Annotated in this window: 10 protein-coding genes; 4 read left to right on the forward strand and 6 right to left on the reverse strand. The window is 72.4% G+C overall.

What is annotated here, in order from left to right:
- The first annotated feature begins 423 nt into the window (after positions 1–423).
- From AB0958_RS29575 to atzF, 4 genes are read left to right on the forward strand one after another with little or no spacing between them, the layout of a single operon-like run.
- Positions 424–1,248, forward strand: coding sequence for an urea amidolyase associated protein UAAP1 (locus tag AB0958_RS29575; protein WP_366893533.1), 825 nt, complete (start codon positions 424–426; stop codon positions 1,246–1,248).
- The gene (locus tag AB0958_RS29580) at positions 1,245–1,859 is read left to right on the forward strand and encodes an urea amidolyase associated protein UAAP2 (protein ID WP_366893534.1); all 615 of its coding nucleotides are present in this window, start codon (positions 1,245–1,247) and stop codon (positions 1,857–1,859) included. Before AB0958_RS29575 ends, AB0958_RS29580 begins: the two co-directional genes overlap by 4 nt.
- The gene (locus tag AB0958_RS29585; RefSeq protein WP_366893535.1) at positions 1,856–5,383 is read left to right on the forward strand and encodes a 5-oxoprolinase/urea amidolyase family protein; all 3,528 of its coding nucleotides are present in this window, start codon (positions 1,856–1,858) and stop codon (positions 5,381–5,383) included. Before AB0958_RS29580 ends, AB0958_RS29585 begins: the two co-directional genes overlap by 4 nt.
- Positions 5,384–5,401: 18 nt before the next feature.
- Entirely contained in the window at positions 5,402–7,057 is a 1,656-nt protein-coding gene (atzF, locus tag AB0958_RS29590; protein WP_366893536.1) for an allophanate hydrolase, read from the forward strand.
- A 70-nt stretch (positions 7,058–7,127) separates the two neighbouring features.
- On the opposite strand, the gene AB0958_RS29595 is transcribed toward atzF, so the two are convergent.
- The 6 genes from AB0958_RS29595 to AB0958_RS29620 form a co-directional block, all read right to left on the reverse strand.
- Positions 7,128–9,983: a DEAD/DEAH box helicase gene (locus tag AB0958_RS29595; protein WP_366893537.1), complete on the reverse strand. Its 2,856-nt coding sequence runs from the start codon at positions 9,981–9,983 to the stop codon at positions 7,128–7,130.
- Positions 9,984–10,093: 110 nt separating this feature from the next.
- Entirely contained in the window at positions 10,094–11,041 is a 948-nt protein-coding gene (gene tatC, locus AB0958_RS29600; RefSeq protein ID WP_366893538.1) for a twin-arginine translocase subunit TatC, read from the reverse strand.
- A gap of 47 nt (positions 11,042–11,088) precedes the next feature.
- Positions 11,089–11,373: a Sec-independent protein translocase subunit TatA gene (tatA, locus tag AB0958_RS29605; protein ID WP_132889138.1), complete on the reverse strand. Its 285-nt coding sequence runs from the start codon at positions 11,371–11,373 to the stop codon at positions 11,089–11,091.
- Positions 11,374–11,624: 251 nt separating this feature from the next.
- On the reverse strand, positions 11,625–11,819 hold the full coding sequence (locus AB0958_RS29610; RefSeq protein ID WP_366893539.1) for a hypothetical protein: 195 nt from the start codon (positions 11,817–11,819) through the stop codon (positions 11,625–11,627).
- 10 nt (positions 11,820–11,829) lie between these two features.
- On the reverse strand, positions 11,830–12,123 hold the full coding sequence (locus AB0958_RS29615; protein WP_366893540.1) for a hypothetical protein: 294 nt from the start codon (positions 12,121–12,123) through the stop codon (positions 11,830–11,832).
- Between the two features lie 55 nt (positions 12,124–12,178).
- A complete protein-coding gene (locus AB0958_RS29620; RefSeq protein ID WP_366893541.1) occupies positions 12,179–13,189 on the reverse strand; it encodes a WYL domain-containing protein in 1,011 nt (336 codons plus the stop codon).
- Positions 13,190–13,197 lie beyond the last annotated feature (8 nt).

The raw sequence follows: 13,197 nt of genomic DNA on the forward strand, positions 1-13,197 counted from the left end.
CCGGGGTCCGACGAACGAACCCGACGCGACCACCGCCCCTCCGACGAACGAACCCGACGCGACCACCACCCCTCCGACGAACGAACCCGACGCGACCACCACCCCTCCGACGAACGAACCCGACGCCATCACCACCCCCTCACGAACGAACCCGACGCGACCACCGCCCCCTCACGAACGAACCCGACGCGGCACCCGACCACCACCCCACGCGACCCCGGCGACGCGACCACCGCCCCGTACACCCCCCGGAACCGCCACCGCCCCTCCAGCCACCACACCGCCCCACACCGCCCCCCTCTCTCCCCCGTGAGGCCTCGGTAACCGCCCCGGAACGCCCGTGCAACGCCCCCGACGCGGCCCGCCCCTAATTTCTGTCGGGCGACAGAAACAACCCGAGCCCACGCGACCGGAGGTCGAGCGATGGCGACAGCGACCACATACGGAGCCCGGGCACACGCCCGCGCGCAGGAGGGCACCCGGGCCGACGCGATGCCGGTCGTCCCGGCCGCCGACTGGCCCGACCCGCCCTGCGAGGCCGGACACCTGGTGTGGGCCGAGACGGTGGCCGGCGGCAACTACACCCACCGCGTCCTGGCCCGCGGCACCGAGCTGCGCCTGACCGACCGGCACGGCGACGCCTGCGCCCACCTGCTGCTGTACGTCGCCGACCGCCCGTGGGAGCGGCTGAACGTCGCCGACACGGTCAAGGTGCAGTGGAACGCCTACCTCGGCGAGGGCGTCCTGCTCCTGTCCGACCAGGGCCGGGTACTGGCCTCGGTCGTCGCCGACACGTCCGGCCGCCACGACGCCCTGTGCGGCACCTCCACCCTGGTCCGCAACACCGACCGCTACGGCGACGGCACCCCGCAGTCCCCCTCCCCCGCCGGCCGCGAGCTGTTCAAGCTGGCGGCGGCCAAGAACGGCCTGGAACCCCGCGACCTGCCGCCGTCCCTGTCGTTCTTCCAGGGCGTGGCGGTGCGCGACGACGGCACGCTGGACTTCACCGGCTCCACCGGCCCCGGCGGCAGCGTCACCCTCCGCGCCGAGCAGGACCTGACCGTCCTGATCGCGAACGTCCCGCACCCCGCCGACCCCCGCCCCGAGTACGTCAGCACCCCCCTGGAGGTGCTCGCCTGGCGCGCCGCCCCGACGTCGCCGGGCGACCCGCTGTGGGACGCCACCCCCGAGGGCCGTCGCGCCTTCCTCAACACCACCGGATTCCTCGCCGCGAGGGGGCTCGCATGAACACGAACAGGGGTGCCTCCGTCGTCCCGGCCCGCGCCGCCTGGTCCTCGGTGATCCGCGAGGGCGAGACACTGACCATCACCGACCTGCACGGCAACCAGGCCGTCGACTTCCTCGCCTACGACGCCCACGACACGGCCGTCCGCTACAGCGCCCCCGACACGATCCACGCCCAGGGTGGCATCTTCCTCACCACCGGCAGCGTCCTGCTCTCCAACGAGCACACCGCGCTGATGACGGTGACCGAGGACGAGGTGGGCCGCCACGACACGGTCGGCGGCGCCTGCTCCAAGGAGTCCAACACCCTTCGCTACGGCCACCACACCTGGTCCCAGCACGCCTGCGTGGACAACTTCCTCGCCGAGGGCGTCCGGTACGGCCTGGGCAAACGCGACCTGGTCTCCAACATCAACTGGTACATGAACGTGCCCGTCGAGCAGGACGGCACCCTCGGCATCGTCGACGGCATCTCGGCACCGGGCCTGAGCCTGACCCTGCGCGCCGACCGGGACGTCCTGGTCCTGGTCTCCAACTGCCCCCAGATCAACAACCCCTGCAACGGCTTCGACCCGACCGCCGTGCGGATGACGATCACCGGAGCCGCGGGATGACCTTCCACACCCTGCTGGTCGCCAACCGCGGCGAGATCGCCGTCCGCATCCTGCGCACCGCCCGCGAACTGGGCCTGCGCACGGTCGCCGTGTACTCCGACCCCGACCGCGCCGCACCCCACGTACGTCTGGCCGACGAGGCGGTCCGGCTCGGGCCGGCGCCCGCGAAGGAGTCGTACCTCGACGCCGATCTGGTCCTGAAGGCGGCCAAGGACACCGGTGCCGACGCCATCCACCCCGGCTACGGGTTCCTCTCCGAGGACGCCGCGTTCGCCCGGCGCTGCGAGGAGGCCGGGATCGTGTTCGTGGGCCCGACCCCGGAACAGCTGGAGCTGTTCGGCGCGAAGCACACGGCCCGCGCGGCGGCCCAGGCGGCGGGCGTCCCGCTGGCCCCGGGAACAGGGCTGCTGGCGGACCGGGACGAGGCCCTGCGCGCGGCCTCGGCCATCGGCTATCCCGTCATGCTCAAGGCCACCGGCGGGGGCGGCGGTATCGGCATGTCGGCCTGTCGATCCGCCGACGAACTGACCGAGGCCTGGGAACGGGTGCAGCGGGTCGCCGCCGCCTCGTTCTCCTCCGCCGGGGTCTTCCTGGAACGCCTGGTCGAGCACGCGCGCCACGTCGAGGTGCAGGTCTTCGGGGACGGCGCGGGCCGGGTCGTCACCTTCGGCGACCGGGACTGCTCGCTCCAGCGCCGCAACCAGAAGGTCGTCGAGGAGGCACCCGCCCCCGGCCTGCCGCACACGGTGCGTGAGCAACTCGCCGCGTCCGCCCGCGACCTGTGCGCCTCGGTCGGCTACCGCTCCGCGGGCACGGTCGAGTTCGTGTACGACGCGGCCCGCGAGGAGGCCTACTTCCTGGAGGTCAACACCCGTCTCCAGGTGGAGCATCCGGTCACCGAGGAGATCTACGGCGTCGACCTGGTCGCCTGGATGCTGCGTCTCGCGCGGGGCGAGACCGACGTCGTACGGGACCCGGGCGCACCGCGCGGGCACGCCGTCGAGGCTCGTGTGTACGCCGAGGACCCGTCCCGCGACCACCGGCCCAGCGCCGGTCTGCTGACCCGGGTGGAGTTCCCGGACGGCGTACGCGTCGACGGCTGGGTGGAGACCGGCACCGAGGTGACGACGTCGTACGACCCGATGCTCGCGAAGGTGATCGCGTACGGCCCCGACCGGGCCGGCGCGCTGCGCGAGCTGGACGAGGCGCTCGCCCGCACCCGCGTCGACGGCATCGAGACCAACCTGGGCGTGGTGCGCGCCGCGCTCGCCGAACCGTCCTTCCGTGCCGCCACCCACTCCACCGCGACCCTCGCCACGGTCACCGACCCCACCCCCCGGATCGAGGTCGTGTCGGCCGGCACCCTCACCACGGTCCAGGACTGGCCGGGTCGCACCGGCTACTGGCAGGTGGGCGTCCCGCCGAGCGGCCCGATGGACGACCGCTCCTTCCGCCTCGGCAACCGGGCCCTCGGCAACCCGGAGGGGGCCCCCGGCCTGGAATGCACCCTTCAGGGACCGTCGCTGCGCTTCACCCACCCCACGACCGTCTGCGTCACCGGCGCCCCGGCCGCGGTGACCGTCGACGGCTCCCCCACCCCCCAGTGGGAACCGGTGACGGTCCCGGCGGGCGCGCTGCTGGAGATCGGCGCCCCCGACGAGTACGGCCTGCGCACCTACGTCCTGTTCGCCGGCGGCGGTCTGGACGTCCCGGCCTTCCTGGGCAGTGCGAGCACCTTCACGCTGGGCCGGTTCGGCGGCCACGGCGGGCGGGCGCTGCGCACGGGTGACGTCCTGCACGGCGGCGCCGTGACGACGGGCGAGCCGGTGGCCGAACGCCCGCGCTTCACCACCGTCTGGCACCTGGCGGCCGTCGAAGGCCCGCATGCCGCCCCGGAGTTCTTCACCGAGGACGACATCCGTGACTTCTACGCCGCCGAGTGGAAGGTGCACTTCAACTCGGCGCGCACCGGGGTCCGCCTGGTGGGGCCCAAGCCGCGCTGGGCGCGCACCGACGGCGGCGAGGCGGGCCTGCACCCGTCCAACATCCACGACACCCCCTACTCGGTCGGCGCCGTCGACTACACCGGCGACATGCCGGTGCTGCTCGGCCCCGACGGTCCCTCACTGGGCGGTTTCGTGTGCCCGGCGACCGTCCTGAGCGGTGAGCGCTGGAAGCTCGGCCAGCTCCGCCCCGGCGACACGGTCCGCTTCACCCCGGTCGACGTGACGGGCGAGCCCCGCCCCGAGATCGCCGACGGCGGTGTCCTGGCCCGGGACGGGGACGTCACCTACCGCCGCAGCGGTGACGACAACCTGCTGGTCGAGTTCGGCCCGATGCAGCTGGACCTGGCGCTGCGCATGCGGGTCCACGCGCTGATGGAGGCGGTGACGGCGGCGGCCCCGCCCGGGGTCACGGACCTCACCCCCGGCATCCGCTCGCTCCAGATCCGCACCGACCCGGCCACCCTCCCGCAGGCCGAACTCCTGCCCGCGGTGCGGGAGATCGTCTCGGCGCTGCCGCCCACCGACGAACTGGTGGTCCCCTCCCGCACGGTCCACCTCCCCCTCTCCTGGGACGACCCGGCGACCCGGGAGGCGATCGCCCGGTACATGGCGGGCGTCCGCGACGACGCTCCCTGGTGCCCCTGGAACATCGAGTTCATCCGCCGGATCAACGGCCTGGACTCGGTCGAGGACGTCTACCGCACCGTCTTCGACGCGGAGTACCTGGTCCTCGGCCTGGGCGATGTGTACCTGGGCGCCCCGGTCGCCACCCCGCTCGACCCGCGCCACCGCCTGGTCACCACCAAGTACAACCCGGCCCGCACCTGGACCGCCGAGAACTCCGTCGGCATCGGCGGCGCCTACCTGTGCGTGTACGGCATGGAGGGTCCGGGAGGCTACCAGTTCGTGGGCCGTACGACCCAGGTGTGGTCGGGATGGCAGCAACGGGGCGCGTTCGAGCCGGGCTCGCCGTGGCTGCTGCGGTTCTTCGACCGGATCAGGTGGTATCCGGTGACCGCGGACGAACTCCTCGACCTGCGGGCCGACATCGTCTCCGGCCGGTTCGTGCCGCGCATCGAGGAGGGCACCTTCTCGCTGGCGTCGTACCAGGACTTCCTCTCCGAGCACGCGGACGCCGTCGCGGAGTTCAGGACGCGCCAGCAGAAGGCGTTCACCGCGGAGCGCGACGCCTGGGAGGCGGCCGGCGAGTTCGCGCGGGCCGAGGCGGCCACGGCGCCCGCCACCGCACCGGCCGAGGTGTCGGTGCCACCGGGCGGGAGGCTGATAGAGGCCGAGTTCGCCGCTTCGGTATGGCAGTTGAACGTCCGGCCGGGCGACGAGGTGGCGTCCGGGCAGCCACTGCTCGCCCTGGAGGCGATGAAGATGGAGTCCAGGGTGCACGCACCGATGGCCGGTGTGGTGACGGAGATCCTGGCACGGCCCGGCGACCAGGTGGAGGCGGGCACGGCGCTGCTCGTCCTGGCCCCGGCCGCACCGGCCGCTCCGGCCGCGAACTGACCCCGAGGAGCGAAGAACATGTCCAGCACCCTCTCCCGTGTCCGCGCCGCCTACGCGCGTGTCGAGGCGGTCGGTCGCCCCGAGATCTGGATCGACCTGCGCCCGCGGGAGGAGGCCGAGGCGGAGGCCCGCGCGCTCGACGCACGGGTGGCGGCCGGCGAACGGCTCCCCCTCGCGGGGCGCCTGTTCGCCGTCAAGGGCAACATCGACGTCCGGGGGCTGCCCACGACGGCGGGCTGTCCGGCGTACGCGTACGAGCCGGCGGCCGACGCGCCCGTGGTGGCCCGGCTGCGTGCGGCGGGCGCGCTGGTGCTCGGCACCACCAACCTCGACCAGTTCGCGACGGGCCTGGTGGGCACCCGCTCCCCGTACGGCGCGGTGCGCAACGCGATCGACCCCACCAGGGTCAGCGGCGGCTCCAGTTCCGGTTCGGCGGTGGCGGTGGCCCTCGGGATCGTCGACTTCGCCCTGGGCACGGACACGGCGGGCTCGGGCCGGATCCCGGCGGCCTTCAACGGCATCGTCGGCCTCAAACCCACCCGCGGCCTGGTGCCCACAGCCGGAGTGGTGCCGGCCTGCGCCTCGATCGACTGCGTGACGGTGTTCGCCCGCACCCTGGCGGAGGCCGAGCAGGCACTGGGCCATGCCGCCCAGCCGCCGGAGCGTCCGCTGCCGCTCCTCCCTGGGCGCCGCCCCGGTCCCTGGCGCATCGCCGTCCCGCCGACCGGGCAGCTCGGTGAGATGGACGAGGGCTGGGCGGCGGCCTACGAAGCGGCGGTGGACCGTCTGATCGCCGCCGGCGCCTCGGTCCGGCCCCTCGATCTCGCGCCGTTCACGGAGGCGGCGGCGATGCTGTACGAAGGCGCCTTCGTCGCGGAGCGCTACACGGCGGTGGGTGCCTTCGTCGACAAGTCGATCTCCTCGGGCGGGGAGGGCCTGGACCCGACCGTGGCCGGCATCATCACCCGCGCCCGTGACATCCCGGCGCACCGGCTCTTCACCGACCAGGAGCGGCTGGCGGACCTGCGCGCCCGCGCCCTGGCCGAGCTGGCCGACGCGGACGCCCTTCTCCTGCCCACGGCACCCGGCCACCCGACCCTGGCGGAGGTGGCGGCCGACCCGCTGGGCGCCAACGCCCGGCTGGGCCGCTTCACCAACTCCACGAACCTCTTCGACCTGGCGGCGGTGGCGGTTCCGGCGGGCGAGGTGAACGGCCTTCCCTTCGGTGTGATGCTGATCGGCCCGGCGTTCACGGACGACCGGCTGGCCACGATCGCCCGCGCCCTGGAGCCGAGGGTGAACCTCGCGGTCCTGGGCGCCCACCTGACGGGCCAGCCCCTCAACCCCGAGCTCCTCGCACAGGGCGCGGTACTGGACCGCACCACGACCACCGCCCCGGCGTACCGCTTGCACGCCCTGCGGACCGACCCGCCCAAGCCCGGCCTGGTGCACGTGGGCGAGGGCGGCGCGGCGATCGAGACCGAGGTGTGGACGCTCCCGGCGGAGGGCCTGGGCCGCCTCCTGGCGTCCCTGCCCCGCCCGATGACCCTGGGCACCGTGGAACTGGCGGACGGCACCACCGCCCCCGGCTTCCTGTGCGAGCCCGGCGCGCTGACGGACGCCGAGGACATCACCCGGTACGGAGGCTGGCGGAACTATCTCAACCGAGGGTGACTGTCCATGCCCAGGGGCGCGAGGAACTGCGCGACCAGCCACAGCGCACCCGCACCCGCACCCGCACGACTCACCCCACCGACGAGTAGGCCACAACCCCCCGCAGCACCAGATCCACGGCCTTGCGCGCGGTCTTCCCCACCGTCGACCCCTCACCCACCGGCGCCGCCGCGGAGAGCTGACCCAGCACGTCGATGACCTGCTTGCACCACCGGACGAAGTCCCCCGCGGGCATCTCGGCCTCCCGCAGCACCTCGTCGAGTCCCGTCCCGGAGGCCCACATGTACACGGCCCAGGCGAACCCGAGGTCGGGCTCACGCTGCCCGACACCCTCGGTCTGGTTGATGCGGAACTCCTCCTCCAGGGCGTCGAGCCGCCCCCAGATCCGCACCATCTCGCCGAGCGCGGCCTTGGCCTTGCCGGAGGGCAGCTTCGGCGCCATCGCGTCGTCCCCGACCCGCGCCTCGTACACCAGCGCCGAGACGCAGGCGGCGAGTTCGGCGGGGCCTAGCCCCTCCCAGACGCCGGCGCGCAGGCATTCGCTGGCGAGCAGGTCCAGTTCGCCGTAGAGCCGGGCCAGCCGTCTGCCGTGTTCGGTGACCTCGTCGGCGCGCAGGTAGTCCAGTTCGGTCAGCAGGGCGACGATCCGGTCGAAGGTGCGGGCGATGGTGTTGGTCCGGCCCTCGATGCGCCGCTCCAGCTGCGAGGTGTCCCGCAGCAGCCGGTGGTAGCGCTCGGCCCAACGGGCGTGGTCCTCGCGGTCGTTGCACCCGTGGCAGGGGTGCGCACGGATCGCGGTGCGCAGCCGGGCGATCTCGCGGTCGTCGGCCGCCTGCGAGCGCTTCTTGCGGGCCCGCTCCGGCGGGATGTGCCCGGCCTTGGTGCGCAGCGCGGAGGCGAGGTCCCGACGGGACTGCGGGGAGCGGGGGTTGAAGGACTTGGGGATCCGCATCCGCTCCAGCGCCTCGACGGGCACCGGGAAGTCGATCGAGGCCAGCCGCTTGACCTGCCGTTCGGCGGTCAGCACCAGCGGGCGCGGTCCGTCGTGCTGCTCGAAGCCGCGGTGGCCGTTGGACCGCCCGGCGGGCAGTCCGGGGTCGAGGACCAGCGCGAGCCCGGCGTACTTGCCCGTCGGCACGTGGATGACGTCGCCCGGCTTGAGCTTCTCCAGGGCCACGGCGGCCTCGGCACGGCGCTGGGCCGCGCCCTGCCGGGACAGCTCGGTCTCGCGGTCCTTCAGTTCGCGGCGCAGCCGCGCGTACTCGTCGAAGTCGCCGAGGTGGCAGGTCATGGACTCCTTGTAGCCGCTGAGCCCTTCCTCGTTGCGCTGCACCTGCCGGGAGATCCCGACGACCGACTTGTCCGCCTGGAACTGCGCGAACGAGGTCTCCAGCAGCTCCCGTGAGCGGTGCCGCCCGAACTGCTCGACCAGGTTGACCGCCATGTTGTACGACGGCTTGAAGCTGGAGCGCAGCGGATACGTGCGGGTACCGGCGAGTCCGGCGAGGTGCTCGGGGCTCATCCCGCGCTGCCACAGCACCACCGCGTGGCCCTCGACGTCGATGCCGCGGCGGCCCGCGCGGCCCGTCAGCTGGGTGTACTCGCCGGGGGTGATGTCGGCGTGCTGCTCGCCGTTCCACTTGACGAGCTTCTCCAACACCACCGAACGGGCGGGCATGTTGATGCCGAGCGCGAGGGTCTCGGTGGCGAACACGGCCTTGACCAGGCCGCGGACGAAGAGTTCCTCGACGACTTCCTTGAAGGTGGGGAGCATGCCCGCGTGGTGGGCGGCGATACCGCGCTCCAGGCCCTCCAGCCACTCGTAGTAGCCGAGGACGTGCAGGTCCTCGGGCGGAATGGACGAGGTGCGCTCCTCGACGAGGGCGCGGACCTGTTCGCGTGCCTCGTCGTCGTTGAGCCGCAGGCCCGCGTACAGGCACTGCTGGACGGCGGCCTCGCAGGCGGCGCGGCTGAAGATGAAGGTGATCGCGGGCAGCAGGCCCTCGTTGTCGAGCCGTTCGATGACCTCGGGGCGGCCCGGGGTCCACACCCGGGAGCGCTGCCGGCGCTCCCGCTCCCGGTCGGCCTCCCGCATGGCGCGGCCGCGCCTGCGGTCCTGGTACGACGGGCGCTGTGCCTCCATGCGGGCGAGCCGGGCGAGGTCGGGGTTGACGGCCTTCTTGTGGCCCTCGCCCTCCTCGAACAGGTCGTACATCCGGCGTCCGGCGAGCACGTGCTGGAACAGCGGGACGGGGCGGTGCTCGGAGACGATGACCTCGGTGTCGCCGCGGACGGTGTCCAGCCAGTCGCCGAACTCCTCGGCGTTGGAGACGGTCGCCGACAGGGACACCAGGGTGACGGACTCCGGGAGGTGGATGATCACCTCTTCCCAGACGGCACCGCGGAAGCGGTCGGACAGGTAGTGGACCTCGTCCATCACCACGTAGCCGAGGCCGATGAGCGTCTGGGAGCCCGCGTACAGCATGTTCCGCAGGACCTCGGTGGTCATGACGACCACGGCGGCGTCCGGGTTGATGCTGTTGTCGCCGGTGAGCAGGCCCACCATGCCGTCGCCGTAGCGGCGGCAGAGGTCGGCGTACTTCTGGTTCGACAGTGCCTTGATGGGTGTCGTGTAGAAGCACTTCTTGCCCTGCATCAGGGCGAGGTGGACGGCGAACTCGCCCACGATCGTCTTGCCGGAGCCGGTGGGGGCGGCCACCAGTACGCCCTTCCCGGCTTCGAGGGCCTGGCAGGCCTCGATCTGGAAGGGGTCGAGGCCGAAGTCGTACATCTCGCGGAACGACGCGAGCGCGGTGGCCTGCTCGGCGGCCCGCCTGCGGGCCGCCGCATACCGCTCGGCCGGTGAGAGATCCTCTGTCATCGTGCTTTCGAGCGTACCGGTCCCCACTGACAACAGGACGATCAATATCCGGATCGGCGCAGCGTCCGCGAACCCCGGCCGCCCGAGCACATACGCAGGGGGCCCCACCGGTCACCGGTGGGGCCCCCTGTCACACGCGCGACGGTGCGTGACGCTCAGGTGACGTCGTCGTAGCCGTTCACCCTGTCACCGGGCACCTCGGTCCGCCCGGGCGAGCTGAGCGCCCGTACCGGCTCGACCTCGCCGATGTCCTCGGGCGTGAGGTCCAGCTCGGAGGCCTCGTCGTCGCCGGGGCCCTCGGCGACCCGGCGGGCCCGGCGCCGGTCGTTGAGCAGCGAGACGGCCACGGCGATGAAGTAGAGCGCCCAGATCGGTGCCGCCAGCGCCAGCATCGTCATGGGGTCGGGGCTGGGGGTGGCGACGGCCGCGAAGGCGGTGATGCCCACGACCATGCCGCGCCACCAGCCCAGCATGCGCCGACCCGACAGCACCCCGGTGAGGTTGAGCATGACCAGCAGCAACGGCATCTCGAAGGCGAGGCCGAAAACGACGATCATGCGGGTGATGAGGTCCAGCAGGTCGTCGAGGGGCAGCAGGTTCTCGGCGTTCGCGGGCGTGAGGTCGATCATGACCTTGGCCGTGGTGGGCAGCACGTGGTACGCGAGGAAGCCGCCCCCGAGGAAGAGCGGGAAGCCGAAGCCGACGAAGGCGTAGGCGTACTTCTTCTCGTTGCGGTGCAGTCCCGGTGCGACGAACGCCCACAACTGGTAGAGCCACACCGGCGACGCGAGCACGACGCCGGTCATCAGGGAGACCTTCAGGGCCAGCGTGAACGGCGCGAGCAGACCACTGACCGTGATGTGGGCACAGTGAGCGTTCTTGCTCTTGGCCAACTCCCCGAAGGTCTGGGTGCAACCGATCTCGTCGAACATCGGCTTGGTGACGACATCGATGATGTCCCGGTAGAAGAACGCCGCGACGATCGTGACGACGAGGATCGCCAGGACACCCTTCGCAAGGCGGTTGCGCAGCTCACGCAAGTGATCCGCGAGCGGCATCCGCCCTTCGGGATCCTTCTCCTTATCGCGGGCAGACTTGAGCAACCCACATCCTCATCTCGTGCAGCGGACCGATGGCCCCGGTCCTCGCGTCAGCGCTGGTTCGTGTTCGTCGGCTCGTTGACCGGGCGGGAGCTGGTCACGTCGCCGGGCGAAGCCTGGATCGTGCGCTGCGCGGGTGCGGGCTCCTCGGCGGCGGACTCGGCGGTGGCGGGCTGCTTGCCGTCGTCCTTCATCGCCTTCGCCTCGCTCTTCAGGATCCGGGCGGACTTGCCCAGCGAGCGCGCCATGTCCGGCAGCTTCTTGGAACCAAACACAAGGAGGAGCACCACAACGAGGATCAACAGGTGCCACGGCTCGAGTCCGTTGCGGAACATAGATCTTCACCTTCTCACCGAGGCGACGGGGCCTGTCCGACCGGCCGGACAGGTGTCCGACCATCGTGCTGACAGCGATCGTAACGCCCGGGGGTGAACGTGGAGCAATCCCCGTGCGTACTCCTGCGTCGCGGACCGTGCCTCGTTGTCGGCCGCGATCAGCAGCGTACCTGCCGGGAGCGGCAGCATGACAGGGCGAAGTGACGCAAACCGCTGACGGCCCACTCCTCACACCGCTTTCACAGCGGGCGTCACAGTGCGTCGACCGTGCGGGCCGCGCTCCCGGCCGCCCGCTCCAGGTCCTCCGCGGCGCGGTTGATGCGCCGTGCCGACTCCGCGACCTGTTCCCCCAGCCGCCGCGCCTCCAGGAAGACCCGCACGGCGAGGACACCGAGCACGGCGAGACCCAGGAAACCCACAGCTACCGCGACCATCGCCCAGAACATGGCAGCGAGCCTAGACGGTGGGGTGCAGCCGCAGGGTCCTGACCCCGCCGCCGGTGAGCAGTTCGACGATGCGCTCGCCGGCCGGCTTGCGGACGGCGGCACCGCAGTCGGGGCAGGTGAAGGAGTAGAACGTCGTCTTGCTGGTGGCCCCGATGGCCAGGCGCAGGGCGCCGGCGGCGAGCTCGAAGCTGCCCCGGCAGTCCGGGCAGCCGGCCCTGAACACCACGGGGACCACTCTTCTCATCCCGGCGAATGCGGTCGCGACCGTGATCTCCCCCGCGCCGGAACCCGCAGACTCGCTCAAATCCCTCGCCCCTCCTTCTTGGTCGTTCGCCGTCAAGGCGCCTTGGCCCCGGGGCTCACGCGCGCCCTTGCTGATCGGCGGGTACGACGCGGTCGTACGCCGCCAGTGCCTCGCGGGCCGCCCGGCGGGCGCTGTCGGCCAGCTCGGGCGGTGACACGATCCGGCCGTCGCCGCCCAGCCTGAGCGCCAGCCGCCGCAGGGAGGCCGGATCGGGGGTGCGCAGGGTGATACGCAGCCCGCCGTCGGGAAGCTCATCCGCGCTGTCGTGGGGGTAGTACTCGGCGACCCAGCGGCCGGCCGGGCCCACCTCGACGATCACCTCGGGATCCTCGGCGGCCGGCTGCACCAGCGCCTCGGACAGGTCGCGCAGCTCGATCTCCGGGGGCGCGGCCGGCTCGTCCAGGATCTTGATCTCCGCCACCCGGTCGAGCCGGAAGGTACGCCGGGCCTCGGAGCGCCTGCACCAGGCCTCGACATAGGTGTGGCCGACGCTGACCAGGCGGATGGGGTCGATCTCGCGTTCGGTGACCTCGTCGCGGGCCGGTGAGTAGTAGCGGATCCACAGCCGGCGGCGCTCGGAGATCGCACGGTCGACGTCGGCGAACACCCCGCCCTCGGACTCGAAGGTCACCGACAGCCGGGCGCTGGCGTCGCCCGCCTCGCCCGCCGCGGTCTCCACCTTGGCGGTGGCCCGCAGCAGGGCCTGCCGGTCGCCCTCGCGGAGCCCCGGCAGGGTGGCCACCGCGCGGGCGGCGACCAGGAGCGCGGTCGCCTCGTCGGCGGCGAGCCGGAGGGGTTCGGCGGCGTCCTCGCCGAGCGCGGCGACGTTGTGCCACCAGATCCGCTCGCCGTCGGTGTCGATGTCCAGCAGGTCGCCGCCCCGGAAGCTGGTGCCGCACATGGGCAGCACGTCCAGGTCGGAGACCAGCTCGTCCTCGGTGATGCCGAAGGCCCGGGCGACGTCCGCGATCCGGGCGCCGGGGCGCTCGCGCAGATAGGTCACCAGGGAGAGCATCCGCCGGGTCTGGTCGATGGCGTTGACGGGCCTGACCGGTTTGCCTGCCACTGTCTTGC

Origin of the sequence: Streptomyces sp. NPDC006655 (genome assembly GCF_040703965.1) — a bacterium.
GTDB lineage: Bacteria > Actinomycetota > Actinomycetes > Streptomycetales > Streptomycetaceae > Streptomyces.

Excerpts from the sequence above, each read along its gene's own strand:
- AB0958_RS29575 (WP_366893533.1), top strand. The coding sequence starts at position 424 with ATGGCGACAGCGACCACATACGGAGCCCGGGCACACGCCCGCGCGCAG.
- AB0958_RS29580 (WP_366893534.1), top strand. The coding sequence starts at position 1,245 with ATGAACACGAACAGGGGTGCCTCCGTCGTCCCGGCCCGCGCCGCCTGG.
- AB0958_RS29585 (WP_366893535.1), top strand. The coding sequence starts at position 1,856 with ATGACCTTCCACACCCTGCTGGTCGCCAACCGCGGCGAGATCGCCGTC.
- atzF (WP_366893536.1), top strand. The coding sequence starts at position 5,402 with ATGTCCAGCACCCTCTCCCGTGTCCGCGCCGCCTACGCGCGTGTCGAG.
- tatA (WP_132889138.1), bottom strand. The coding sequence starts at position 11,373 with ATGTTCCGCAACGGACTCGAGCCGTGGCACCTGTTGATCCTCGTTGTG.
- AB0958_RS29610 (WP_366893539.1), bottom strand. The coding sequence starts at position 11,819 with ATGTTCTGGGCGATGGTCGCGGTAGCTGTGGGTTTCCTGGGTCTCGCC.